26 protein-coding genes are annotated in these 24,654 nt (G+C 63.1%); 13 read left to right on the top strand and 13 right to left on the bottom strand.

What is annotated here, in order from left to right:
• Position 1 precedes the first annotated feature (1 nt).
• Entirely contained in the window at positions 2 to 919 is a 918-nt protein-coding gene (locus DH08_RS08980; RefSeq protein ID WP_192178967.1) for a pseudouridine-5'-phosphate glycosidase, read from the top strand.
• 3 nt (positions 920 to 922) lie between these two features.
• On the opposite strand, the gene DH08_RS08985 is transcribed toward DH08_RS08980, so the two are convergent.
• Positions 923 to 1,246 carry a TfoX/Sxy family protein gene (locus DH08_RS08985; RefSeq protein ID WP_192178968.1) on the bottom strand — a complete coding sequence of 108 codons (324 nt, stop codon included), beginning with the start codon at positions 1,244 to 1,246 and terminating at the stop codon, positions 923 to 925.
• Positions 1,247 to 1,331: 85 nt separating this feature from the next.
• On the opposite strand from DH08_RS08985, the gene DH08_RS08990 reads away from it, so the two are divergent.
• Positions 1,332 to 1,829: a GFA family protein gene (locus DH08_RS08990; RefSeq protein ID WP_192178969.1), complete on the top strand. Its 498-nt coding sequence runs from the start codon at positions 1,332 to 1,334 to the stop codon at positions 1,827 to 1,829.
• 137 nt (positions 1,830 to 1,966) lie between these two features.
• Here DH08_RS08990 and sufA read toward each other — a convergent pair whose 3' ends face one another.
• The 7 genes from sufA to DH08_RS09025 form a co-directional block, all read right to left on the bottom strand.
• The gene (gene sufA / locus DH08_RS08995; protein ID WP_006206001.1) at positions 1,967 to 2,347 is read right to left on the bottom strand and encodes a Fe-S cluster assembly scaffold SufA; all 381 of its coding nucleotides are present in this window, start codon (positions 2,345 to 2,347) and stop codon (positions 1,967 to 1,969) included.
• A gap of 110 nt (positions 2,348 to 2,457) precedes the next feature.
• Positions 2,458 to 2,850 (bottom strand): SUF system Fe-S cluster assembly protein, encoded by a 393-nt coding sequence (locus DH08_RS09000; protein WP_192178970.1) that lies wholly within the window; start codon positions 2,848 to 2,850, stop codon positions 2,458 to 2,460.
• 5 nt (positions 2,851 to 2,855) lie between these two features.
• Complete coding sequence (locus DH08_RS09005; protein ID WP_192178971.1) at positions 2,856 to 4,100, bottom strand: cysteine desulfurase; 1,245 nt, start codon at positions 4,098 to 4,100, stop codon at positions 2,856 to 2,858.
• Between the two features lie 4 nt (positions 4,101 to 4,104).
• Positions 4,105 to 5,373, bottom strand: coding sequence for a Fe-S cluster assembly protein SufD (gene sufD, locus DH08_RS09010; protein WP_192178972.1), 1,269 nt, complete (start codon positions 5,371 to 5,373; stop codon positions 4,105 to 4,107).
• Positions 5,374 to 5,392: 19 nt separating this feature from the next.
• Positions 5,393 to 6,148 carry a Fe-S cluster assembly ATPase SufC gene (gene sufC / locus DH08_RS09015; protein WP_192178973.1) on the bottom strand — a complete coding sequence of 252 codons (756 nt, stop codon included), beginning with the start codon at positions 6,146 to 6,148 and terminating at the stop codon, positions 5,393 to 5,395.
• 27 nt (positions 6,149 to 6,175) lie between these two features.
• Positions 6,176 to 7,693: a Fe-S cluster assembly protein SufB gene (gene sufB / locus DH08_RS09020; protein WP_192178974.1), complete on the bottom strand. Its 1,518-nt coding sequence runs from the start codon at positions 7,691 to 7,693 to the stop codon at positions 6,176 to 6,178.
• A gap of 183 nt (positions 7,694 to 7,876) precedes the next feature.
• Entirely contained in the window at positions 7,877 to 9,040 is a 1,164-nt protein-coding gene (locus tag DH08_RS09025; RefSeq protein WP_192178975.1) for a cysteine desulfurase family protein, read from the bottom strand.
• Between the two features lie 240 nt (positions 9,041 to 9,280).
• Here DH08_RS09025 and DH08_RS09030 point away from each other — a divergent pair, with 240 nt between their 5' ends.
• From DH08_RS09030 to DH08_RS09055, 6 genes are all read left to right on the top strand, one after another.
• Positions 9,281 to 9,955 carry an alpha/beta hydrolase gene (locus tag DH08_RS09030; protein WP_006205994.1) on the top strand — a complete coding sequence of 225 codons (675 nt, stop codon included), beginning with the start codon at positions 9,281 to 9,283 and terminating at the stop codon, positions 9,953 to 9,955.
• 12 nt (positions 9,956 to 9,967) lie between these two features.
• Positions 9,968 to 10,624, top strand: a complete 657-nt coding sequence (locus tag DH08_RS09035) for an FMN-binding negative transcriptional regulator (protein ID WP_192178976.1) — start codon at positions 9,968 to 9,970, stop codon at positions 10,622 to 10,624.
• Positions 10,625 to 11,027: 403 nt separating this feature from the next.
• Complete coding sequence (locus DH08_RS09040) at positions 11,028 to 11,930, top strand: helix-turn-helix domain-containing protein (RefSeq protein WP_192178977.1); 903 nt, start codon at positions 11,028 to 11,030, stop codon at positions 11,928 to 11,930.
• Positions 11,931 to 12,046: 116 nt separating this feature from the next.
• On the top strand, positions 12,047 to 12,967 hold the full coding sequence (locus DH08_RS09045; protein WP_192178978.1) for an alpha/beta fold hydrolase: 921 nt from the start codon (positions 12,047 to 12,049) through the stop codon (positions 12,965 to 12,967).
• The gene (locus DH08_RS35785) at positions 12,964 to 13,134 is read left to right on the top strand and encodes a hypothetical protein (protein WP_210328579.1); all 171 of its coding nucleotides are present in this window, start codon (positions 12,964 to 12,966) and stop codon (positions 13,132 to 13,134) included. Before DH08_RS09045 ends, DH08_RS35785 begins: the two co-directional genes overlap by 4 nt.
• 341 nt (positions 13,135 to 13,475) lie before the next feature.
• Positions 13,476 to 14,087 carry a hydrolase gene (locus tag DH08_RS09055; RefSeq protein WP_192178979.1) on the top strand — a complete coding sequence of 204 codons (612 nt, stop codon included), beginning with the start codon at positions 13,476 to 13,478 and terminating at the stop codon, positions 14,085 to 14,087.
• Positions 14,088 to 14,278: 191 nt separating this feature from the next.
• Here the strand turns inward: DH08_RS09055 and DH08_RS09060 are convergent, their stop codons facing one another.
• On the bottom strand, positions 14,279 to 15,280 hold the full coding sequence (locus DH08_RS09060; protein ID WP_192178980.1) for an NADP-dependent oxidoreductase: 1,002 nt from the start codon (positions 15,278 to 15,280) through the stop codon (positions 14,279 to 14,281).
• A gap of 174 nt (positions 15,281 to 15,454) precedes the next feature.
• Here DH08_RS09060 and DH08_RS09065 point away from each other — a divergent pair, with 174 nt between their 5' ends.
• The gene (locus DH08_RS09065; RefSeq protein WP_210328580.1) at positions 15,455 to 15,886 is read left to right on the top strand and encodes a winged helix-turn-helix transcriptional regulator; all 432 of its coding nucleotides are present in this window, start codon (positions 15,455 to 15,457) and stop codon (positions 15,884 to 15,886) included.
• A 520-nt stretch (positions 15,887 to 16,406) separates the two neighbouring features.
• Here DH08_RS09065 and DH08_RS09070 read toward each other — a convergent pair.
• Entirely contained in the window at positions 16,407 to 17,042 is a 636-nt protein-coding gene (locus DH08_RS09070; RefSeq protein ID WP_192178981.1) for an FMN-binding negative transcriptional regulator, read from the bottom strand.
• Positions 17,043 to 17,065: 23 nt separating this feature from the next.
• Positions 17,066 to 17,725 carry a helix-turn-helix domain-containing protein gene (locus DH08_RS09075; RefSeq protein WP_192178982.1) on the bottom strand — a complete coding sequence of 220 codons (660 nt, stop codon included), beginning with the start codon at positions 17,723 to 17,725 and terminating at the stop codon, positions 17,066 to 17,068.
• 77 nt (positions 17,726 to 17,802) lie between these two features.
• Here DH08_RS09075 and DH08_RS09080 point away from each other — a divergent pair, with 77 nt between their 5' ends.
• Both DH08_RS09080 and DH08_RS09085 read left to right on the top strand, forming a co-directional pair.
• On the top strand, positions 17,803 to 18,936 hold the full coding sequence (locus DH08_RS09080; RefSeq protein WP_192178983.1) for an aminotransferase class I/II-fold pyridoxal phosphate-dependent enzyme: 1,134 nt from the start codon (positions 17,803 to 17,805) through the stop codon (positions 18,934 to 18,936).
• A gap of 3 nt (positions 18,937 to 18,939) precedes the next feature.
• A complete protein-coding gene (locus DH08_RS09085; protein WP_192178984.1) occupies positions 18,940 to 19,560 on the top strand; it encodes a LysE family translocator in 621 nt (206 codons plus the stop codon).
• 354 nt (positions 19,561 to 19,914) lie between these two features.
• Here DH08_RS09085 and DH08_RS09090 read toward each other — a convergent pair whose 3' ends face one another.
• Together DH08_RS09090 and DH08_RS09095 are read right to left on the bottom strand one after the other, a co-directional pair.
• Complete coding sequence (locus DH08_RS09090; RefSeq protein ID WP_192178985.1) at positions 19,915 to 20,763, bottom strand: phosphatase PAP2 family protein; 849 nt, start codon at positions 20,761 to 20,763, stop codon at positions 19,915 to 19,917.
• An 8-nt stretch (positions 20,764 to 20,771) separates the two neighbouring features.
• A complete protein-coding gene (locus DH08_RS09095; RefSeq protein ID WP_192178986.1) occupies positions 20,772 to 22,415 on the bottom strand; it encodes an ArnT family glycosyltransferase in 1,644 nt (547 codons plus the stop codon).
• A 302-nt stretch (positions 22,416 to 22,717) separates the two neighbouring features.
• On the opposite strand from DH08_RS09095, the gene tyrS reads away from it, so the two are divergent.
• Together tyrS and DH08_RS09105 are read left to right on the top strand one after the other, a co-directional pair.
• Positions 22,718 to 23,971: a tyrosine--tRNA ligase gene (gene tyrS, locus DH08_RS09100; RefSeq protein ID WP_192178987.1), complete on the top strand. Its 1,254-nt coding sequence runs from the start codon at positions 22,718 to 22,720 to the stop codon at positions 23,969 to 23,971.
• 132 nt (positions 23,972 to 24,103) lie between these two features.
• A complete protein-coding gene (locus tag DH08_RS09105) occupies positions 24,104 to 24,643 on the top strand; it encodes a GNAT family N-acetyltransferase (protein WP_192178988.1) in 540 nt (179 codons plus the stop codon).
• Positions 24,644 to 24,654: the final 11 nt, after the last annotated feature.

Below are 24,654 nucleotides of genomic sequence, written 5' to 3' on the forward strand. Positions count from 1 at the left end.
AATGACCCCGGAAACCGCCCGCCCCTTCATCGACATCCACCAGCCGGTGGCTGAGGCATTGGCTGCGGGCAGGCCGGTGGTGGCGCTGGAAAGCACCATCATCACCCATGGCATGCCCTATCCAGACAATGGCGCCATGGCGGCCAATGTCGAGAAGATCATCCTGGACAATGGCGCGGTGCCGGCGACGATCGCCGTGCTTTCCGGCCGCATCAAGATCGGGCTTTCAGACGGCGAGCGCGAATCGCTGGCCATGACGGGTGACGCCATGAAGCTGTCGCGCGCCGATCTCGGCTTTGCGGTGGCGCAAGCGCGCACCGGCGGCACCACGGTCGCCGCCACCATGATCGCCGCACATATGGCCGGGATAAAGGTGTTCGCCACCGGCGGCATCGGCGGCGTGCACAAAGGCGCGGAAAAAAGCTTCGACATCTCGGCCGATCTCGATGAGCTGGCGCGCACGCCAGTCATCGTCGTCTCGGCCGGCGCCAAGGCGATCCTCGACATCGAAAAGACGCTGGAGGTGCTGGAGACGCGCGGCGTGCCGGTCGTCGGCCATGGCTGCGAGACGATGCCCGCCTTCTGGTCCAGGCATTCGCCGTTCCGGGCGCCGCTGACCTTGCATGCGCCGGAAGACATCGCGCATTTTTACCGGACGCGGCAGGCGCTGGGACTTGGCGGCGGTGTGCTCGTCGCCAATCCGGTGCCGGAAAACCAGGAAATCCCGGCCAGCGAGATGGACGGCTACATCCAGGCCGCGCAAAAGGCGGCCGAAGCGCTCAACGTGACCGGCAAGGCCGTGACGCCGTTCCTGCTGGGGAAAATCCTCGAACTGACCGGCGGCAGGAGCCTGAAGACCAACATCGCGCTGGTCGAGAACAATGCAAGGCTGGCGGCGAGGATTGCGAAGGCGCTTTAGGCCCTACTTGCCTGCCCGTCGTCCTGCCTCGTAGGCCCGGCGCGCCCAGACCGCCATCTCGTCTGGATCGTCGAAGGCGCTGTCGGGGACGCTCCAATAGGGCATCGAAACCTGCTTGCCGTGCCGCGAGCCGGTATAGGTCCACTGCCGGCAGCCGGCGGCCTCGAAGTCGGGCGCGCTTTGCTCGTCCGCCTTCAGCATCAATTCGCCACGCACCACGATGGCGACGATGACGCCGCCGCAATAGATGCCCTTGCCGCCGAACAGCTTTCGGATGCTGACCGGACCCAGGCTTTCAAAAAGTTCTTCTATGCGTTCGTTGTCCATGCGGCGATCATGTCACCGGCCTTGTCATCGCCGCAACCAAAACCATGCTGACAAGGTTGAGGGACAATCACGTCGGAGTTCCAACATGCCGCTTCTGCTCAAAGGATCCTGCCGCTGCGATGCCGTCCGCTTCGAGGTGGAAAGCCACACGCCGGTACCGTTCATGCTGTGCTACTGCTCGATCTGCCGCAAGCAGCAGGGCGGTGGCGGCTTTGCCATCAATCTCGGCGCCGATTCCGAGACGCTGAAGATCACCGGCAAGCGCAATCTCGGCGTCTACCGGGCCGAGATCGAGGATGACGAGCATCCGCAATGCGAGATATCGACGGGCGAACGCAATTTCTGCAAAAAGTGCGGTTCGGCGCTGTGGCTCTACGACCCGACCTGGCCGGAGCTGGTGCATCCCTTCGCCTCGGCAGTCGACAGCGAGTTGCCCAAGCCGCCGCAGAAGGTACATCTGATGCTGAAATACAAGGCGAACTGGGTCGAACCGGAGATCGCCAAGCACGACAAGGTGTTCGACGTCTACCCGGAGGAATCGATCGCCGACTGGCACAAGCGGACGGGCATGTGGGTGGATTAGCCTTCTTCGCCCCTTTCACGGGGAGAAGATGCCGGCAGGCAGATGAGGGGCGGCGCGAACTTGGAGACGGTAGCGCTGCCCCTCATCCGGCCCTATCGGGCCACCTTCTCCCCGTAAACGGGGCGAAGGAAGAGGTCTCAGGCCGAGGCGCGGGCTTCGGCCAAGGCCTTCAGGTCAGCCGGCTTAAGCTCGACCGATTCGCCGCAGCCGCAGGCCGAGCTCTGGTTCGGGTTGCGGAAGGTGAAGCCGGTGCGCAGCGTCGTCTGCTCGAAATCCATCTCGGTGCCGAACAGGAAGAGCGCCGCTTCAGGCGCGACATAGACATGGGCGCCGTCGCGCTCGATGTGGTCGTCCTTGGTGTTGGGCTCGGTCACCAGGTCGACCGTGTATTCCATGCCGGCGCAGCCGCCCTTCTTGATGCCGAGGCGAATGCCATGCGCGTTTTCACGGGTGGCGACGATCTCGCGCACCCTGTCGGCGGCCTTTTCGGTCATCGTGATGACGGCGAAGCGTCCCATTCTTTCTCTCTCCATTCCATCCAGGTTCAAGGCCTGCCGAATGATTCTTCACCTAAAATGGTGAAGTTTTATGCTAGGCGCAAGTGCGCCAACCCATTGTCCGGCCGATGCTAATACCAGCCCACCGCGACCTGCGCCTCTTCCGACATGCGGTCGGGCGACCAGGGCGGGTCGAAGGTCATGTTGACCTCGACGCCGGAAACGCCCTCGACGGCGCCGACGGCGTTCTCCACCCAGCCGGGCATCTCGCCGGCCACCGGGCAGCCGGGCGCGGTCAGCGTCATGTCGATCTTGACCGAGCGGTCGTCCTCGATGTCGATCTTGTAGATCAGGCCGAGTTCGTAGATGTCGGCCGGGATTTCCGGGTCGTAGACCGTCTTCAGCGCCGAGACGATGTCGTCGGTCAGCCGCGCCAGTTCATCGGCGGGAATGGCCGAGGCGGAAACCAGCGGGTTAATGGCTGCTTCCGGCGCGGTCTCGGTGGTGGGGGTCGCATCATCCATGGTCGTCACCCGAAGAACTTTCGCGCTTTTTCCAGCGCCTCGGCCAAAGCGTCGACTTCGGCCTTGGTATTATACATGCCGAACGATGCCCTGCATGTGGAGGTTACGCCAAAGCGTTTCAACAGCGGCTGTGCGCAATGGGTGCCGGCGCGCACGGCAACGCCTTGGCGGTCGATCACCATCGACACGTCATGCGCATGGATACCCTGCAATTCGAACGAGATGATGGCGCCCTTGCCCGGCGCGTCGCCGAAGATGCGCAGCGAGTTGATGGCGCGCAGCCGCTCATGTGCGTAGTCCTTCAGATCGGCCTCATGCGCGGCGATGCGCTCGCGGCCGACCTTGTCCATATAGTCGAGCGCCGCACCCAGGCCGATCGCCTGCACGATCGGCGGCGTGCCGGCCTCGAAACGGTGCGGCGGCTCGTTGTAGGTGACGATGTCTTCCGTCACCTCCTCGATCATCTCGCCGCCGCCCATGAACGGGCGCATGCGCTCGAGAATGTCCTTCTTGCCGTAGAGCACGCCGATACCCGAGGGCCCGTAGACCTTGTGGCCGGTGAAGACGAAGAAATCGCAGTCGAGGTCCTGCACGTCGATCGGCATATGCACGGCGCTCTGGCTGCCATCGACCAGCACCGGGATTCCCCGGGCGTGCGCGATGCGCACGATCTCCTTGATCGGCGTCACCGTGCCTAGCGCGTTCGACATCTGGGTGATGGCGACGAGCTTCGTGCGAGACGTCAACCGCTTCTCGAACTCGTCGATGTGGAAGACGCCGAGATCGTCGACCGGCACCCAGACCAGCTTGGCGCCCTGTCGCTCGCGGATGAAATGCCAGGGCACGATGTTGGAGTGGTGCTCCATGATCGACAGCACGATCTCGTCGCCCTCACCGATATTGGGCATGCCGTAGCCATAGGCTACGGTGTTGATCGCCGAGGTGGTGTTGGAGGTGAAGACGATGTTGTCGGTGCTCGGCGCGTTGAGGAAACGGCGCACCGTCTCGCGTGCCTTCTCATAGGCGTCGGTCGCGGCATTCGACAGGAAATGCAGGCCGCGGTGGACGTTGGCGTATTCCTGGCTGTAGGCATGCTGGATGGCATCGAGCACGGCCTGCGGCTTCTGTGCCGAGGCGCCGTTGTCGAGATAGACAAGCGGTTTGCCGTAGACTTCGCGCGACAGGATCGGGAAATCGCGGCGGATCGCCTCGACGTCGTAGAAATCTCCGATCTTGCCCGGTGCGTTCATCAGTTCACCCGTGTGCGACGAACCAGGCGTCGAGCCGTGCTTCCAGCGCGTCGACGATCGCCTCGTCGTCCAGTTCCTCGATCACCTCTGCGACGAAGGCCTTAACCAACAGGCCCCGGGCCGACTTCTCGTCGATGCCGCGCGCCATCAGATAGAACAGATGGTCGTGGTCGATCTCGGTGACGGTGGCGCCATGGCCGCAGACGACGTCGTCGGCGAAGATTTCCAGCTCCGGCTTGGTCGAGAACTCGCCATCGTCAGACAGAAGCAGCGTGTTGCAGGCCATCTTGGCGTTGGTCTTCTGCGCATACTGGTGGACATTGATGCGGCCCTGGAACACGCCGCGCGCCTTGCCGGTCACCACGTTGCGGATCACTTCCGTCGAGGTGGTGTGCGGCACGGTATGGTCGAGCACCATGGTCACGTCGGTATGGGTGTCGCCGGCCAAGAGGTTGATGCCGCGCAGTTTGAAGTCGGCGCCTTCGCCCGTCGTCCTGACCACGATTTCCTGGCGCACAAGCTTGCCGCCGGCGTTCATGACGAACAGCGTCAGCCTGGAATTCTTGCCGAGATGGGCCTTGAACTGCGCCAGGTGCGTCGCCGTGTCCGGCTGCTCCTGCACGATCAGCCATGTCACCTCGGCGCCCTCACCAAGCACAAGCTGGGTGACCGAACTGACCAGCGCCGCGCCCTCACCGGTCTGGCGTTCCACGATGGTCGCCTTGGCGCCGTCACCCACCCGCGTCAGTAGCCGCACATGCGTCTGGCCGGCCGACTGCAGGTTCTGCAATTCGAGCGCTTTGTCCAGTTCGGCACCGTCGGCGATGTCGACAAAATAGCCGTCGGCGACGAAGGCGGTGTTCAGCGCGCCAATGGCGTCATCGGCACCGTAAGGGTCGAGCCCGGGTGCGACGCTGCCATCGGTCAGCTTTTCCGACAGCCGCTGCACAGTCACGCCCTCGATCTCGGGCAATTTCGGGGTCGAGACACCGTCCAGCAGCGGCAGGACGGCAGATCCTTCAATCACCGGCGCGATGGCCTTGGTTGCGGCTGCCGGATCGAAGTCCGGCACCGACGTCAGCAAGCGGCGCAAATCCGTATAGTGCCAGGACTCGACGCGCCGCGTCGGCAGGCCGTGCTTGATCGCCTCGATGGCGTCGTCGCGCTTCAGCATCACCGCGCCGTCGCCGGGCAGCAGCGACAGACGCTCGCCGAAAGCGTCGATCAACGCCGTTTCGGCCGGGGTCCGCTGCGGTTGTGCGTGCATGTTCATCAGTTCCGCCCCTGGTATCTCACGCGGCTTCGCCGATCACACCGGCATAGCCATTGGCTTCGAGGTCGAGCGCCAGCGACTTGTCGCCCGACTTGATGACCTGGCCCTTGTAGAGCACGTGCACGCTGTCAGGCACGATGTGCTCGAGCAGGCGCTGGTAGTGGGTGATGACGACGATGGCGCGCTCCGGCGAGCGCAGCGCGTTGACGCCGTCCGAGACGATCTTCAGCGCATCGATGTCGAGGCCGGAATCGGTCTCGTCGAGCACGCAGAGTTTTGGCTCCAAAAGCTTCATCTGCAGGATCTCGGCGCGCTTCTTCTCGCCGCCGGAGAAGCCGACATTGAGCGGCCGCTTCAGCATCGCCATGTCCATGTTCAGCGAGCCGGCGGCGTCCTTCACGCGCTTCAAAAATTCCGGAATTTTTAGCGGCTCCTCGCCACGCGCCTTGCGCTGCTCGTTCATCGCCACCTTCAGGAATTCCATGGTCGCGACGCCCGGTATCTCCATCGGATATTGGAAGGCGAGGAAGATGCCCGCGGTGGCGCGCTCGGCCGGATCCATTTCGAGGATCGACTGGCCGTTGTAGAGGATATCGCCTTCGGTGACCTCATAGTCCTCGCGCCCGGCGAGGATGTAGGACAGGGTCGACTTGCCCGAACCGTTCGGGCCCATGATGGCGGCGACCTCGCCGGCTTTCACCGTCAGGTCCAGCCCGCGGATGATCTCGGTACCGTCATCGACGATGCGGGCGTGCAAATTCTTGATCTCAAGCATTCTTTTGTTTCCTGAATATCTGTCCGGTCAACCGACCGAGCCCTCAAGCGAGATTCCGATCAGCTTCTGCGCCTCGACCGCGAATTCCATCGGCAGCTGCTGGATGACGTCCTTGACGAAGCCGTTGACGATCAGCGCGATCGCCTCTTCTTCGGGAATGCCACGCTGCATGACGTAGAACTTCTGGTCCTCGGAAATCTTCGAGGTGGTCGCCTCGTGCTCGAACTGCGCCGTCGAGTTCTTGGCTTCCATGTAGGGCACGGTGTGGGCGCCGCACTGGTCGCCGATCAGCAAGGAGTCGCAATTGGTGAAGTTGCGGGCGTTGGTCGCCTTGCGGTGCGCCGAGACCTGGCCGCGATAGGTGTTCTGCGAGAAGCCGGCGGCGATGCCCTTGGAGATGATGCGGCTCGACGTGTTCTTGCCGAGATGGATCATCTTGGTGCCGCTGTCGACCTGCTGGTAGCCGTTCGAAACGGCGATCGAATAGAACTCGCCGCTGGAATCGTCGCCACGCAGGATGCAGCTCGGATATTTCCAGGTGATGGCCGAGCCGGTCTCGACCTGCGTCCACGATATCTTCGAGCGGTGGCCACGGCAGTCGCCGCGCTTGGTGACGAAATTGTAGATGCCGCCCTTGCCCTCGGCGTCGCCGGGGTACCAGTTCTGCACCGTCGAATATTTGATCTCGGCATCGTCGAGCGCCACCAGTTCGACGACCGCGGCATGCAGCTGGTTCTCGTCGCGCTGCGGCGCCGTGCAACCCTCGAGATAGGAGACGTAGGCCCCCTCCTCGGCGATGATCAGCGTGCGCTCGAACTGGCCGGTATTCTTCTCGTTCATGCGGAAATAGGTCGACAGTTCCATCGGGCAGCGCACGCCTTTTGGAACGAAGACGAAGGAACCGTCGGTGAAGACGGCCGAGTTCAGCGTGGCATAGTAGTTGTCGGTGGTCGGCACGACCGAGCCGAGATATTTCTTCACCAGCTCCGGATGCTCGCGGATGGCTTCCGAGATCGAGCAGAAGATGACGCCGGCCTGCGCCAGCTCCTTCTTGAAGGTGGTGACGACGGAGACGGAATCGAACACCGCGTCGACGGCGACGCGGCCCGATTTGTAGACATTGTCGCTGGCCTCCTCGAATTCCGACACGTCGGTCTTCTGCACGCCGGCGAGGATTTCCTGCTCCCTCAGCGGAATGCCGAGCTTTTCATAGACCTTCAAGAGTTCTGGATCGACGTCGCTGAGCGATGTCGGGCCGGGCGTGCTCTTCGGCGCTGCGTAATAGTAGATGTCCTGGAAATCGATCTTCGGATAGTGGACGCGCGCCCAGGTCGGCTCGTCCAGCGTCAGCCAGCGGCGATAGGCCTCGAGCCGCCATTCCAGCATCCAGGACGGCTCGTCCTTCTTGGCCGAGATGAAGCGAATAATGTCTTCGCTCAGGCCCTTGGGGGCCTTGTCCATCGCGATCTCTGTCTGGAATCCGTATTTATACTGGTCGACGTCGATCTTTCGGACCCGATCGATCGTGTCCTGCACAGCAGGCATAAGCGTTCTCCATCCACGCCGGGGTCAAGGCCCGACAGTTTTCAAACTATGGCATCGCGACGGGCCCGCAGGCAGCCGAAGCGGCGTAAGTTCCATATAGTGCGTCCCGACCGGGAATTCACCCGGCCACTTTGAAACGCACGGCTCTACCAGGCCGTGAGGCCCGAATTCCTTTTGCCGCCCTCAAGCAGCTTCTTCCCTGCCCGCCCGGCGCGCGACGATCGTTGCCAGCGCGGTTCGGAACAGTTCGATATCCTCGGCGCTCGTTGCGTGGCCGATGGACACGCGCAAGGCACCAAGACCGTCACCATACCCCATGGCCTTCAGCACATGGCTCGGACCGACCTTGCCCGACGAGCAGGCCGATCCAGCAGACAGGGCGATACCGGCCAGATCGAAAGCGATCTGCGCCGTCTCGGCCTTGATGCCGGGAATAGCGAAGAATGTCGTGTTGGCAAGCCTTGGAGCGCCAGTTCCGAAGATTTCCGCGTCATTCACCAGCGTTTTGATGATCGTTTCGACCTCATCGCGGCGAAGCGCGAGCGCATCGACGTCGCTCAGTGCGGCCAGCGCCTGTCGTGCCGCGGCGCCAAAGCCCGCGATGGCTGCGAGGTTTTCAGTGCCGCCGCGATGGCCCTTCTCCTGGCCGCCGCCATTGACCAGCGGCTTCGGCATCATCAGGTCGGACGCCGCAACCATGGCACCGACACCCTTGGGGCCGCCGATCTTGTGCGAGGACAGGATCAGATAATCGGCGTAAGGCGCCGACATATCCAGGGAAATACGGCCAGCCGCCTGCACCGCATCGACGACGAGTATGCCGCCCGCCGCCTTGACGATCCCGGCGATGGCCTCGACGGGCTGGATGACGCCGGTCTCGTTGTTGGCGGCATGGATCGCCACCAGCGGCAGGCCATCGGCCTTGTCATGGGCGGCAAGGGCCGCCGCCAATGCGCCGAGATCGGCGATGCCGTTGGCGTCGACGCCGATCCGCGTCACCTGCGCCGCCGGGAAGCGGCCGCCATTCAGCAAGCAGGGATGATCGGCTTCGCAAACATAGAGCCGGCTCATGCGGATAGCGCCGCGCCCCATCTGCCAGTCGGGCGAGAGAAGCGTCGAGGCGGCTTCCGTCGCGCCCGAGGTGAAAACGACATGCTCCGGCTTGGCGTTGACCAGCCGAGCGACATCACGCCGCGCATCCTCGATCACTCGGCTAGCGGCGCGGCCCTCGGCATGGACCGACGACGGATTGGCGGCGACGTCGAGCGCGGCAATCATCGCCGAACGCGCCTCTGCATTGAGTGGCGCGCTGGCATTGTAGTCGAGATAGGCGCGAGTTGCGGCCATTTTCCTTCAATTGGTCCCGTCAAAAGCCATTCGGCGAGGATAGCGCGTTATTTCCTTGAAATCGCAAGGCAAGCCGTCCTATTTACCCGGCTTGCGGCGCGGGCGGCCTAGCCGGCAGGTTTTGGCCACCCAGTTTTGAACAATTCTAAACTAGCTTCTAAGAAGACGCTCGCCCTGCGTCAAGGCCAGAGGAAAGAGTGTTCCGGGCGCCGCGCATTCTTATGCCATGTGGAGTATTTTATGCCTGAGGTCATTTTTACCGGTCCGGCCGGCCGCCTAGAGGGTCGCTACCAGCCTTCCAAGGAAAAGAGCGCGCCGATTGCCATTGTGCTGCACCCGCATCCGCAATTCGGCGGCACGATGAACAACAAGATCGTCTACGACCTCTTCTACATGTTCCAGAAGCGCGATTTCACCACGCTTCGCTTCAATTTCCGCGGCATCGGCCGCAGCCAGGGCGAATTCGACCACGGCACCGGCGAGTTGTCGGATGCGGCCGCAGCACTGGACTGGGTGCAGTCGCTGCATCCGGATTCCAAGAGCTGCTGGGTCGCAGGCTACTCGTTCGGTTCCTGGATCGGCATGCAGCTTCTGATGCGCCGTCCCGAGATCGAGGGCTTTATCTCGATCGCGCCGCAGCCCAACACCTATGATTTCTCGTTCCTGGCGCCCTGCCCGTCGTCGGGCCTGATCATCCATGGCGATGCCGACAAGGTGGCGCCGCCCAAGGACGTGCAGGCGCTGGTCGACAAGCTGCACACGCAAAAGGGCATCACCATCACCCAGAAGACGCTGCCCGGCGCCAATCATTTCTTCGCCAATGACGCCGACCTTCTGCTGCAGGAATGCGCCGACTATCTCGACCGGCGGCTCGCCGGCGAATTGTCCGACCCGCGGCCGAAGCGCCTGAGATAAGGAGAGATCGCCATGTACCAGCCTCCGCATTTCCAGGAGACGCGACAGGACATCCTGCACGGGCTGGTACGGGCGCATCCGCTCGGGCTACTGATTTCGAACGGCGCCGAGGGACCGGTCGCGAATGCGATCCCGTTCCTGCTCGACGCCGAATTTGGCGCGAAGGGCAGGCTGCGCGCCCATCTGGCGAAGGCCGACCCGCAATGGCGGTTATTGGCCGAGAATCCCGATTCGCCGGTGCTGGTCGTCTTCCAGGGCGCCGACGCCTATGTGACGCCGTCCTGGTACGAGACCAAGCGCGAGACCGGCAAGGTCGTGCCGACCTGGAACTATGCCATTGTGCAGGTGCGCGGCACGGTCAAGGTGATCGACGACCAGGCCTGGCTGGCGCAGCAGATCGCCGAGCTGACGGCGTCGCAGGAAGGCAGCCGCGAGGCGCCCTGGGCGGTGACCGACGCGCCGGCCGGCTTCATCCAGTCGCAGATCAAGGGCATTGTCGGGCTCGAGATCGAGATCACCGACATCAGCGGCAAATGGAAGGTCAGCCAGAACCGGCCGGTTGCCGACCGCGTCGGTGTCGCCGAAGGGCTGGAGAGCGAGGCGCCGAGTGCAAGCGCGCCGGACATGGCCGAACTGGTCAGATCCTATGGCGGCATTGAACGCGAATAACTGAGGCCGAGGCTCTTGGGTCAAACCCAATCACTCTGAACGACCGAGTTCGACCCGAAGCCGGCGTACGTCTTCCACGACGCGAATGACTGCTTCGCGCCGCATGCCGGACGTATGCGTAAGCTTAGCCGCTTTCCTGAAAGCAGACATCGCCGGCGAGCATAGTGGAGGTGGGGGTTGCGCCATGAGCGCGCATTCACACATAGCGAAGGTCGCGACCCGACTACGTTGCGGACGTTGAAATCGAGGGGCGCTGCCCGGTGTGAAGTAGGAAAATCCGCGGACACAGCGAACGCCGTTCCGGTAACTCTGGGCGAGCCTTGATGGAAGTGCTATGCTCGGTTTCTCGCGAGCCTTAAGCTGCGTCAAGCGCAGATCTCATTGGCGCGCTACCGGAGTGCTTATGGCTGCCTCTCCAGACTATGGCGAGACGCTGGCCGGTCGATTTCGGGCGGAAGCGAGCTATCTCGTGACAAAGGCCTTGCGCCCGGTGACCCTGGCGGTGACGCGGGTGCGGCGGGAATCGCCCGGCCATGGCCTGACCGACCGGATGCCGATCGCCGAGGCCTTCAGTGTCTCGCTCCAGCTTCGGGACCAGGAAAAGCGGGAACTCTTCCTGGCCGGAAAGTCGGTCTCCACTAGAGGCTACGGCGCCCGCACGACGGCGATTGTCGACCACGAGACAGAGCCGCAGGCCTACCTGCCCACGCCATTCGACACGCTGCACTTCTATGTATCGCGAGCCGCCCTCGACCAGATCGCCGAAGACAATGGCGCCCGCCGGATCGACACGCTGACCTGCGAGCGCGGCGTGCTGGACGAGACAGTCTGGCACATGGGCATGGCGTTGCTGCCGGCCCTGGGTCGTCCTGCGGAGGTCAGCCAGCTCTATGCCGATCACCAGTTGCTGGCGACGCACACCTACTTCGCTTGTGCGTTTGGCGGCATGCAGCCGGCCCAGCCCGTGCGCCGTGGCTGCCTCGCCGCCTGGCAACTCCGACGGGTCACCGACCTGATGGAGGCTGACCTGTCAGTGGATGTCACGCTGTTTGATCTGGCGTCAGCTTGCGGGCTTTCGGTCAGCTATTTCGCGCGGGCGTTCCGGCAAAGCACCGGCCAGCCGCCGCACCAATGGCTTCTTGCGCAACGCGTCGCGCGCGCCAGGGCGCTGATGTTAACGCCAAGCCTGCCGTTGGCGGACGTGGCCCTCGCCTGCGGGTTCGCGGACCAGAGCCACTTCACGCGGGTTTTCAAGGGTCTCGTCGGCGCAAGCCCCGGCCTGTGGAGGCGCAGTCTCCTGACCTGATCGAGAGCTCGGCCGTCGCCGCGGCCGGATCAGGCTAAAGTCGCCGGTATCCTGCAAGTCCCGCCGGCGCGAAGGGCGCAAAGCTAGAGCTCCTGACGCTCAATCGGAGATCTCCCATGCGGTGCCTATTCGCTACGACGTTCGCGCTGCTGTTGATGGCGCTGCCGGTTCACGCACAGCCGCCAGAGTTCCCCGCCGCGTTCAAGACGCGCGAGATCGCGACCAATGGCACGATGCTCCACGTCCGTACGGGCGGGCAAGGGCCGGCCGTCGTCCTGCTGCACGGTTATGGCGAGACCGGGGACATGTGGGTGCCGATGGCGGAGGACTTGGCAAGGGATCACACCGTCATCGTGCCGGACCTGCGGGGCCTGGGGCTGTCGGCCCGGCCCCCCGGCGGTTACGACAAGAAGACGCAAGGGGCCGACATCGCAGGCGTTCTCGACGCGTTGAAGATCGAGCGCGCCGATCTGGTCGCCCACGATATCGGCAACATGGTCGGCTACGCTTTCGCTGTGCAGAACCCTCAGCGGGTGACCCGCTTGGTGCTGATCGACGCACCAGTCCCAGGCATTGGGCCGTGGGAGGAAATCCTCAAGAACCCGCTCCTCTGGCACTTCCGTTTCGGTGGGCCGGACATGGAGCGGTTGGTCGCAGGGCGGGAGCGGATCTATCTCGACCGCTTCTGGAACGAGTTCTCGGCCAATCCAGCACGGTTCACCGAAGGCTCGCGGGCCCACTATGCCAAGCTTTACGCCCAGCCGGGCGCCATGCACGCCGGCTTCGCCCAGTTCGCGGCGTTCGACCAGGACGCCATCGACAACAAGGCCTCACTGGCCGCCAACGGCAAGCTGTCCATGCCGGTGCTGGCCATCGGCGGCGAGAAGTCGTTCGGACCGATGATGGCCACGGTCATGCGTTTCGCCGCGAGCGACGTGACCGAGGGTGTGGTCCCCGACTCCGGCCACTGGATCATGGAGGAAAATCCGCAGGCGACGGTTGCGATGGTCCGCGATTTCCTCGGGTCGAGGCCATGAGCCTCGGTCAGGTTGCCGCCTGGGTCGCCGCCCTGATCGTCTGCGCTGCGCCAATCGCAGCCGCGTCGCAGCTGAGGCTGACGCCCGCAGAGATCGCCGCCCTCGCGAAGGGCGGCGCCGGAGCCGGCACGTCGGGCGTCGCTGGCCTCCAGACGACGGTCCTCTAAGGCGATCCCAGGAAGCCGGGGCTCTACCTCATCGAGATCCGCGTACCGGCGAACTCCGCATCGCCGCGCACCGGCACCGGGAGGACCGCACTGCCGTGGTGGTGTCGGGATCCTGGTGGTTCGGCTACGGCTCGCAGCGGACGAGGCCGCCGTCAAACCGCTTCCGCCAGGCAGCTTCTACGCCGAGCCGGTCGGCCGAGCGCACTTCGCCCTTACCCGGGCTGAGCCCGTCGTCGCCTACATCAGCGGCGTGGGGCCTACCGACACCCACTTCACCGATCCCGCAGGGACGCCGAACCCTTAAGGCCCTCGACCGCTTCAACCCAACGCTGGAGATACCCATGGCTTCGCCCCGCACCATTCGCGACCCGCTCGCCGACCAACTGCTCACACCGGAAAATGCGGCTCTGGTGATCATCGACTTCCAGCCCGTCCAGGTCGCTTCCATCGTCTCCATGGAGCGGCGCGAACTGGTGGCGAACGTCGTCGCGGTGGCTAAGACCGCCAGGCTTTATGGCCTGCCCATCGTGCTCTCGACCGTAAATGTCGCCACGGGGCGCAACCAGCCGACAATCCGGCAGCTGACCGAGGTTCTCGGTGATGTCGAGCCAATCGATCGGACGTCGATCAATGCCTGGGAGGACGTGGACTTCGTGGCGGCGGTGAAGGCGACGGGTCGGCATAAGCTGATCATGGTCGCCCTCTGGACCGAAGTCTGCCTGGTCTTCCCCGTGCTCGACGCGCTTCGGGAAGGCTACGAGGTCTTTCACGTGGTGGACGCCGTGGCCGGCACGTCCGAGGAAGCTCATCGCGCCGGTTTGGAGCGAATTGCCCAGGCGGGCGGGCAACCGATCACCTGGATTCAACTGGCCTGCGAGCTGCAGCGTGATTGGGCGCGGGAAAAGACGACCGCCGGCTTCTCCGAGATCGTCTTCGCCTCCATCCACCCCTGAGCGCCCGCCTGCGCATCCGGCGTACGTCTTCCACGACGCGAACGGCAGCTTTGCGCCCTATTTCGGCCGTAGAAACCAGCATCGCCCTTTCCTGAAAGCAGACATTGCAGGCGACCGAGCTGGAGGTCTCGGCCGCGCATGAGCGGAAACTACGCGAGGTGGTCTTTGGTTTTCTTACAACGCAAGCGTTGCTATCTGACCTTGATGACAACCTTGCCCTTGGCCCGTCCTGTTTCAACGTATGCCAGGGCCTCATTGGTTTTTTCGAAGGGAAAGACCCGATCCATGACCGGGCGGATCGCTCCGGATTCGATAAGGCTCGTGATTTTGCTTAACTGATCACCCTGCGCCCACATGAAAAGGAACGAATAGCTGACACCTGCGCGTTTGGCTTTGGTCCGAATACTGCGGCTCTGCAGATGCAGAATCAGCTTGAGCACCAGATTCAGCCCCTTTTTCTTGGCAAATTCGGTATCCGGCGGGCCGGAGATGGAGATGAGCTTGCCGCCCGGTTTCAGCACCTGCAGCGATTTTTCGAGCGTTTTGGCGTCCTGACTGTTTACGACGACGTCGTAGCCGGAGAGAACCTTCTTGAAGTCGTCCTTCCTGTAATCGATGACGATATCGGCGCCGAGACTTTTGACCAGATCGGCGCTCGCCGCGCCCGCCGTCGTCGCAACGGTTGCGCCGAGGTGCTTGGCAAGCTGGATGGCGAACGTCCCAACGCCGCCGGAGCCAGCCTGGATGAAGATTTTCTGGCCTTTCTTCAGATTGGCCCTGTCGACCATCACTTGCCAAGCGGTAAGTCCGACCAGAGGGATAGAGGCGGCTTCCTCCATGCTGAGGTTTTTCGGCTTCAGCGCTACGTCTGCTTCATTGATGGCGATGTATTCGGCGAACGTTCCTATGCGGCCGTCGCGCGGCCGCGAATAGACTTCGTCGCCGGGTTTGAACTTGCGCACTTTCGATCCAACCCGGACTATCGTCCCGGCCACGTCATGGCCGAGGATGAACGGCGAACGATAGGGCAGGATGGGTTTGAACTCTCCGGCTCTGACCTTGGAATCCAGCAGATTCACTCCTGCAGCATGGATTTCGACCAGGACATCGCTGTCCTGGAGAACCGGCACCGGCATCTCGGCCAACCGCAGAATGCCCTTCTTATTCTGCTTGTCGACAACGAATGCCTTCATGGCAGTAGCTTTCCAAAGAGGATGTTGGGCGATGCCCGAGGAGGCTCCTGTGACGAGCGCAACGCCACGATCGGTTCTGGTCATTTTCGTTTTTCCTTCTCTTCAGGGTGGAACGCTACCAAAATCTGTGTTACTATCATTTTGATACGAAGTCACTATCAAAATGGTATCGACATGAAAAATGTTGCCGAAGCCACCTGTCCCATCGCGCGCAGCGTCGCCTTTGTTGGCGACGCATGGAGCTTGTTGATCCTTAGGGACGCGAGTCTCGGGCTCACCCGCTTCGATGATTTCCGCAAAAGCCTGGGCATAGCGCCGACTATGCTGACCCGGCGGCTGGCGACGCTGACGGAGGAGGGATTGCTGGAAAAACGGCGCTATTCCGAGCGCCCGCCAAGGGATGAATATTTGCTGACCGGCGCCGGACGGGATTTCCTGCCGGTGCTGTTCATGATCGGCGATTGGGGACGAAAGCATCGCGGCAAGGGCAAACTGACGCGTTTCGTGGACGCCGAGACCGGAGAAGAAATCCAGCCGATTGCCGTGGACACTGCGACAGGGGCCAGAATCGGCACCCGCCCCATCAGGGTTGTCGCGGCGGAATAGCGTAAGCGCCTTTGGTCGAACTTTCCCTTTGGCGTCCGGACGCTGGCGCGGCCGATGCCCGAGGTTGGCATCCTGAGCGGCGGAAAAAGCTGCAGTTGTGGCAACGCCAAAGGGCTCGCAACATTCGCAAGTGCATGGTGGGGAAAGGTCTGCGCCGGGTCAGATTGGAACGGCACCTAAACTTGTCAAAGTCTGCTAACGTGCTCTGGACGCCAGAAACTGACGGTCAGCGTCCGGCCCTAATCGGCCTCCGGAAGTCTTTCCCAGTGGCAAGATATCAAGCAAACACCAACGACTGAGTTGGGGTGGAAAGGGGTTAGTCTGCTTCCCAGCGACGAGCCTGTAAAGCGGACCCTCGACATCTGACAGACACAAGGGCCGGTACCCGGGATCCGCTTGTGAGAGGCTGGCTGAGATAGTTAGACGCGCATCCTAGCGCTGGATTGCCGCCCAACGCGCTACATCATGCTGACGGCATCTCGCAACTGACACAGGCGCTGCTGGCCAATGTAAGCGAAGGCTACGGCTTCTCCGCGGCTGCCTTGAGCATGGCCTCGCCGACAACATGCTCGCCGACGGCGACAAGCGCGTCCCCCGCGCCGCGTATGTCGCGGACCTCTTTGTTCTGGCTGAGCTTGGACTTCCCGACGACGCTGATGATCTCGATTTGCATCGCGACGATTGCCTTGACCATGATGTCGACGAAGTCCTTCGGGGCATCGCCCATCTTCCACGGTACCGGTTGGGTGGATTCATGCCGGTGGGTGAGCTTGGCGACGTTTCTCCGGACATAACGCTCGTCATCATGGATCGTCACCCGCCCATGCGCGTGAACGACCAAGTAATTCCAGGTCGGCACCTGCTTGTGAAACTCGTGCTTGCTCGGATACCAGTTCGGCGAGACGTAGGCCTCGTCCGCGCGGAAGATGACCATCACCTCGTCCCCGTCACGCAGTTCCTCCCAAACCGGGTTTTTGCGCGCTACATGGCAATTCAGGATGCCTTGTCCGCCTTTCGAGCGGTCAAGCTCGAAAGGGATATGGTTGGCATCGAGCGTGCCGTTGCTGTTGGTGACCAAGATCCCCAGCGGGTGGGTCTCGATGAGGCCGTAAAGTGCTTCGGTGTCGAGCACGGCAAAATGCGGCGGAACGTACAAGGCGAACTCCTGCAGAATAGAGTCTAATGGTCGGCTATTGCCGCCTTCTCAAGCGTGGCTGGCTCGTCGGACGCGGCGACGGGCAGTCGCTGCCCTCCGCGCTCCAGAACGGCCATGGTGAACCGGGTCCAGGCATCGGCCGCGCCGATGTAGGAATGCGACTGGTCGGTGATCAGGTGGGCGCTTTCGCCTTCCAGCAGCACAATCGAGTCCTTGCCCACGACGATGGTGAGAGCGCCGGCGGCTACCGTCACCAGCTCCCGCGTGTCGGCGCTATGCGCGTCCGCGTGAAATTCGTCGCCGGGTGCCAACACCCAGGACCAGAGTTCAAACATGGTGCGGCCCGACGTGGAGGCCTGCAGCTGCGCGCTGCTGCCGGCGGGGCTCGTCCAGAGTGTTTTCGTCACCATGCGCTCGATGCGCTTGTCGGTTTCGGCCCCGGGCGCATCGTTGATCAAGTCGGCCACCGACAGCGAGAACGCAGCCGCCAACCTGCAGAGGATGCCTATGCTGGGGTTGGCCTTGCCCTGTTCGAGCGCGACCACCGTTCCCTTGGAAAGGCCTGTCAGCTTGGCGACCCTGTCGAGCGTAAGGTCCTGGTCGCGCCGCAGGTTGCGCAGCCTGGTGGCTATGGCCTGCCCCAGATCCTGCTCGCGATCGGAGATGAATGATGTGTCGGTCATTATCTTGACTTTATCAGCTCAGAGCGTTACGGTCAATATAATGACCACTCCGAACAATCGATAAAAAGGACGCCAGCGTGCGCTTTGACACACAAGCTATCCATATCGGCCGCAGCGTCGATCTCTCGACCGGTGCGGTCTCCATTCCGCTGCATACGAGCACGACATTTCAGCGCGGCGCTGATGGCTCCTTTCCGTCAGGCCATGAGTATACCCGCGACTCTAATCCGACCCGCTTTGCCTTCGAGCAAGCTATGGCCGCGCTTGAAGGAGGCAGGGAAGGCATCGCCTTCGCATCCGGGATGGCTGCCATCGCCGCAGTCCTGGAAGCCCATCCGTCGAAAGGGCGCGTCGTTCTGCCAGACGACATGTATTTCGGTATCCGCTCGTTGATCAGGGAGACGGACATCGGCCGCCGTTTCGAATTTGTGCCGATCGACATGCGGGCTCTCGACCGCGTGCGGACGGCGGTTCAGGATAAACCCACGGGCCTGGTTTGGATGGAGACCCCGTCAAATCCGATGATCCGCGTGGTCGACATCGCTGCCATCTGTCAGATCGCCCACGAGGCTGGCGCTCTTGCCGTCGTCGACAACACCTGGGCAACCCCGGCGCTGCAGCGTCCGCTCGATCTGGGCGCCGACGCGGTGGTTCATTCCGCGACGAAATACATTGGCGGCCACTCGGACATGATGGCCGGCATCGTTGTGGTGCCAGCTACATCGCCCCTGGAGCGGCCCCTGCAGATGATCCAGAAGCACAAGGGCAGCGTCGCGGCCCCTTTCGACTGCTGGCTGGCGCTGCGCGGGCTGCAGACGCTGCCGGTCAGGATGCGCGCACACTGCGACGCCGCGCTGAAGGTTGCTGAAGCCCTGTCGAAGTCACCCCATGTCGAGCAGGTCCTTTACCCGGGACTTGCCGACGATCCCGGCCACGCGCTTGCCGCCCGGCAGATGAGCGCATTCGGCGGCATGTTGTCCTTTGTCGTGAAGGGCGGCGAGCCGGCGGCGATGGCTGCGGCCGGTCGCCTGAAGCTGGTGGTGCGCGCCACCAGCCTCGGCGGTACCCATTCCCTGATCGAGCACAGAGCCTCGGTCGAAGGGCCCGAGTCTACGGCACCTGGTGGACTGCTGCGCATGTCGGTCGGACTTGAGGATGGCCAGGACATCATCGATGACCTAATCCAGGCGCTCGCCGGTTCAGGGGACTGAACCATGCAACACCTTCTTCTGGTCTGGGCCGCCTATATCGTCGCTGCGGGCAGTCCGGGCCCAAGTACCATGAGGATCATGGGCGTCGCCATGCGGCAGGGCCGTCAGGCTGGCCTGGCCATGTCCGCCGGCGTCGTGACCGGCTCGATCTTCTGGGGGCTGATGGCAGCTACCGGTATCTCGGCTTTGCTGACTCAATGTGCCCATGCTCTCATTCTGCTGAAGATATTTGGCGGGCTGTACCTGATCTACCTCGCGGTCAAGGCGGGTAAGGCGGCGCTGACGCCGGAGCGCGCCGTTGCTTCTGGTGCAAAGAACGGCCAGTCGCGCCATTGGGACCTCTACAGACGAGGCCTGCTCATGCACCTCAGCAACCCTAAATCTATCCTCGCATGGATCGCCCTTGTGACCCTCGGCCTGGGGCCGAACGCGTCCTGGCAGACGGTTGCCATCATCCTGGCAGGCTGCGCGGTTCTGAGCGTCAGCATCTTCTGCGGTTACGCCATCGTGTTCTCAACCGCGCCGATGGTCCGCTTCTATTCAAAGGCGCGGCGCTCGATCGAAGGCACGCTGGCGATCATCTTCGCCTACGCCGGCGTCAGGCTCTTGTTCGCCCGGATATGATGCTTCCCTCGAAGACTATTGCAGTTCCACCGGGTGGCCGATCTCTGGACAACTTGTCAGGTGAAACGGCCGATCAACCGAGCGCTCCTGGGCGTCGCTCAAGCTGCCGCGAACGACAGGGTTGGGGTCGGAAGCGGCCCAAGCAAACTCTGCATGATAGGCCGAACTAAGAACAGCAGCTTACCGCGGAGCGTTCCCCAAAACCGGACGTTCCGAACACGGCCCGACTGCGGTCATTCGAGAAATGGCGGTGGACGACCGTTTTCTGGCGCAACCTGCGCATTCTGGCTATTGAGCCGAACGGCAACTTCCCACCCATCCCGGCCATTGGACCCTGACGGTTGAGTTTTGACCCTAAGGCCGGTCCGCGGCGACGCGATCTTCGCTTTGTCTGGACGCCACCCTCCCGTTCCCTGCCCCATAGCCTGCGAGCCGAAAGGTCGCCTTGCGGACGGGCAGCTTCGCCGAGGTCCGGCGGAAGATGAAGCCGAGCCGGGCGAAGACAAGTCCGCACAGGATCGCGCTGGCGCAGCCGAGGCCAAAGCCGGCGACGGTGTCGCTGGGATAATGCGCGCCGACGAAGACCCGCGTCGACGAGATGCACGCAGTGATCGCCAGCGCGATGTACCAGCGCCTCGGAAACAGCAGCAGCGCGACGCCGAAGACGGCGCCCATGGTGGTGGCGTGGCCGGAGGGAAAACCGGCAAAGCGCGCATCAAAAGCGAAAGGATGCAGCGACAACACCCCGAAATCGTCGAAATAGCGCGGACGCGCCCGCCCGATGCCGTATTTGAGCAGATTGACGGCGATGCCCGAGAGGCCGACCGCGCCGAGCACCAGGAAGGCAAAGCAGGTCCAGTTGTAGACGAGCATTCGCGCGCGGCGCGAAAGGCTTCGCCAGTCGGTCAGGTTGGCGGCGACAAGACAGAGGGCGGCCGGAATGAGATACCAGCCGCCCAGGCCGAAATCGGTGAAAAACTCGGTGAAGCGCGCAAGACCGGGAGGCCATTCCCCCCAACGCGTCCCGGCTGCGTGGTCAAGGCGAAAGAAGACCGCTGCCGTGAGCAGGATCCAGGCGAGCAGCCAGACAGGCCAGGCTATGCGTGGATAATCGGGTTTGCGCACGGCAAAGCGCCTTCGCACGATCCGCATCGTGTCGAGGAAGTTGCCGAGAGACCGGCGGAACACCGCAGGCGGGGTCATCGTCGTGTTCACTTGTCCACCCGGTAGAGGCCGAGCGACAGCTTGTCCCCTGACGAGTAGTTGAGGCCGTCGATCTCAGCCAGCCGGCGCGCGGATTTGCCTTGCCCGGCCAGCGCGTCGTTCAGCTTCTTCTCATCCGCGACCGGCGCCAGTCCCAGCGCGCAGGCGGGGTCGTCGAGCAGGTGCTTTGCGACGCCGTCGACATCGGTCAGGATCGTCTTCGTGCCGACCAGGAAGACCAGGCTCGGCTCATGATACGGCGCGGAGGCGAGCACGCTCGTCTCGCACGGGCGGTTCGCATCGACTGCAGCCTTGATCGCCGGGCTCAGCCAGATCGGTTTCAAGGACGGCGCGATGACACCGAACAGCAGGGAGAAGGTGATGCCGGCGCAGACCGCGATGGCGCCGATGCGGGCGAGCGGCACCTGCAATTGGCGCGGGAAGGCCAGATAGCCGGCGCCGAGCGCGGCAAGCGCGGCAGGCAAGCTCCACCGGGAAAATGTCCCGGCCAGATAAAGCGGCGCGCCGATGCAGACGACAGCTAGGCCTATGGAGACCACGACAAGGCCGAAAGCGGTCGACCACCACAGCCAGGACTGCCAGCGGCGGAGCGGTGCATTGGCCTCCTCGGCCGGCAAGGTGAGCAGCCAGCCGATCAGCAGCGCCATGCCGGGATAGGCCGGCATGACATAATGCGGCAGCTTGGTCGGGATCAGCTCGAACACCAGCCAGAACGGGATGTACCAGGCGAGGCAGAAGCGCAGGCGCGGATCGTCCCAGAAGCGGTTGATGGCTTGCAGCCCGGCGCCGACCGCGATCAGGCCGAAGGGCCACATGAACAGCGAATAGGTGAGCATGTAGAAGCCGGGCGGCAGGCCATGCGATTCCTCGCCCTGCGCGACCTTGGCAATCATGTCCTTGCCGACGGCTTCCTGCAGGAAGGCGCCACCGCTCTTCCAGGTAATGAGGATGACCCAGGGCAGCACGATCAGCAGGACCAGCGCGACACCGCGCACAAGCTTCAGCTTCAACAACCAGCGCCAGTCGCGCTCGAAGGCGAACAGCGCGGCGACCGTCAGGACCGAAAGGAGCGGGCTCACGGGACCTTTGATGAGGATTCCCGTGCCCTGGGCGATCCAGAAGACCCACGGCAGATGGCCGGCAACCGGCTCGTTGCGGCGCGATGCCAGATAAATCTGCGCCAGCGCGCCCTGCGCCGCCACGCAGCAGGCCAGGAGCATGGCGTCTGTCTTGGCATCACGGCCCTCGAAGGCGGTGGCGAAGATCGCCGCCATCATCAGGCCGGCGGCGAGACCGGCCTTGACGCCGAAGAGTTTCGTGCCCGTCCAGGCGATGCCGACGACGGCGATGGCGATGCCGAGGGCAGACACCAGGCGATAGACCCAGATCGGGGCTTCGGCCCCCTGCCCGCTCAGCGCGACCGCCGCCGATTGCAGCCAGTAGATGCCGATCGGCTTCTTGTAGCGGGAGACATCCTGAAAACGGATGTCGACATAGTCGCCGGTCTCGACCATCTGCTTGGTGGCCTGGACGAAGCGTGACTCGTCGCGATCGACGGGCGGAAGGGTCATCAGCCCACTGAGCGTCATCAGCAGGCTGAACAGAAAGAGGATGAGGTAGTTCCTGTTCATGTGCGGGAGGCCGGATTCCTGACTTGATCTGCGTGGCGGTCGATTGGCCTCGTCGCGGCGCCTCGGGCGAAGCCGTTGCGCGGCGCCTCATTACGCCAGCCAAAACGATGAGGCAAGGATTCGCAAATGGCATCCGCGCGGGCCGCAAAACCGGATTCCACTTTTGCTAATCGCGCTTGCCGGCTGAAGCGCGATCAGACGCAAAACCGGATTCCACTTTTGCTGATCGCGCTTGGATGCTAAACGCCCGCGTTCATATCACGCCAGCGCCGCAGCGGCCTGGCGCTTTCGGGAAAGCTAAAATGTCCGCCTTCAAATCCGATTTCCTGCGCACGATGAGCGAGCGCGGCTTCATCCACCAGACGTCGGATGATGCAGGCCTCGACCAGCTTTTCGTCAAGGAAACGGTGAGCGCCTATATCGGCTTCGACGCGACCGCCAAAAGCCTGCATGCCGGATCGCTGATCCAGATCATGATGCTGCACTGGCTGCAGCAGACCGGCCACCGGCCGATCGCGCTTATGGGCGGCGGCACCTCGATGATCGGCGACCCGTCCTTCAAGGACGAGGCGCGCAAGCTCCTGACGCCGCAGGATATCGAGGACAATCTCGCCGGCATCCGCCGCAACTTCGCGCCCTACCTCAAATTCGGCAGCGGTGCGCACGACGCCGTCATGGTCAACAACGCCGACTGGCTGATGGAGATCAACTACGTCAACTTCCTGCGCGATGTCGGCCGGCATTTTTCCGTCAACCGCATGCTGGCTTTCGATTCCGTCAAGCTCAGGCTCGACCGCGAGCAGTCGCTGTCGTTTCTCGAATTCAACTACATGATCCTGCAGGCCTACGATTTCGTCGAGCTCTACAAGCGCGTCGGCTGCCGGCTGCAGATGGGCGGCTCCGACCAGTGGGGCAACATCGTCAACGGCATCGATCTGGGACATCGCATGGAAGGCGCGCAGCTCTATGCGCTGACCACGCCGCTGCTCACCACGTCGTCGGGCGCCAAGATGGGCAAGTCGGCCTCGGGCGCCGTCTGGCTCGATGCCGAGATGCTGTCGCCCTACGAGTTCTGGCAATACTGGCGCAACACCGAGGACGCCGATGTCGGCCGCTTCCTGAAGCTCTATACGACGCTGCCGCTCGACGAGGTGGCGCGGCTCCAACAACTCGACGGCTCGGAGATCAACGAGGCGAAGAAGATCCTCGCCACCGAGATCACCGCCATGCTGCATGGCCGCGATGCTGCGGACACGGCGAGCGAAACCGCCCGCAAGACCTTCGAGGAAGGCGCGCTCGCCGACACATTGCCGAGCGTGGACGTGGACAGAGCGGCGCTGGAAGCCGGCGTCGGCATATTGTCGCTGCTGGTCACCGCCGGGCTCGCGACCTCCAACGGCGAGGCGCGGCGGCACATCCAGGGCGGCGCCGTGCGCCTCAACGACCAGCCGGTCTCGGACGACCGTCGCACGGTGACGCTTCAGGATTTGAGTCCGGAAAACGTCATAAAGCTTTCACTTGGCAAGAAAAAACACGTCCTGGCGCGGCCGGCCTGACGGGCAACGGCCTGAAGCGATCAACTGCCGGCCGAAACAAAGCTCGGTCGTAGCGACATTTGGTAGAAACACGCGTCTTGCTACTTCCTGCCGCCGAAATGCGATCAGATCGCGGTGCAGGAGGCGTGTTGCTTGGATCAGCTGGCTATTGTCGTTCGTCGCGCGACGGAGTGGGATCAGCAAGCCATTCGCGCGTTGGTGCGTTCCGAGCGTCTGAACCCAACCGACCTCAATTGGCCGAACTTCCTGGTTGCGATAACAGGAGGCCGCATCATCGGTGCGGTGCAGATGCGCAAACATACCGACGGCTCGCGCGAACTCGGATCGCTCGTCGTGGCCAAGGAGGCGCGAGGCCGTGGGATCGCTTCGCGGTTGATCGATACGCTGCTTGCCGACGATCGGGAGCCCGTCTGGGTGATCACAGCCGCGCCCAATGCCGGCGCCTATTCACGATGGGGCTTTGAGCAAATCGAGACGCGGGCGGCGCCTGCGAAGGTGCGACGCAACCATCTGATGGGAAGCCTGGCGCGCATCATCTCCTTCGTCATGCGGCGACCGATGCGGCGGCTGGTGATTCTTGAACGTCGTCCGGCAGGGGAATGGACACCATCGCGGACGTCGGTATCGGGCCATGGTCGTGAATACGGCCGGGGCGAACGAGTATCCGCCTAAAATCGAATTCG

This window comes from Mesorhizobium amorphae (assembly GCF_014843845.1).
Lineage (GTDB): Bacteria > Pseudomonadota > Alphaproteobacteria > Rhizobiales > Rhizobiaceae > Mesorhizobium > Mesorhizobium amorphae_A.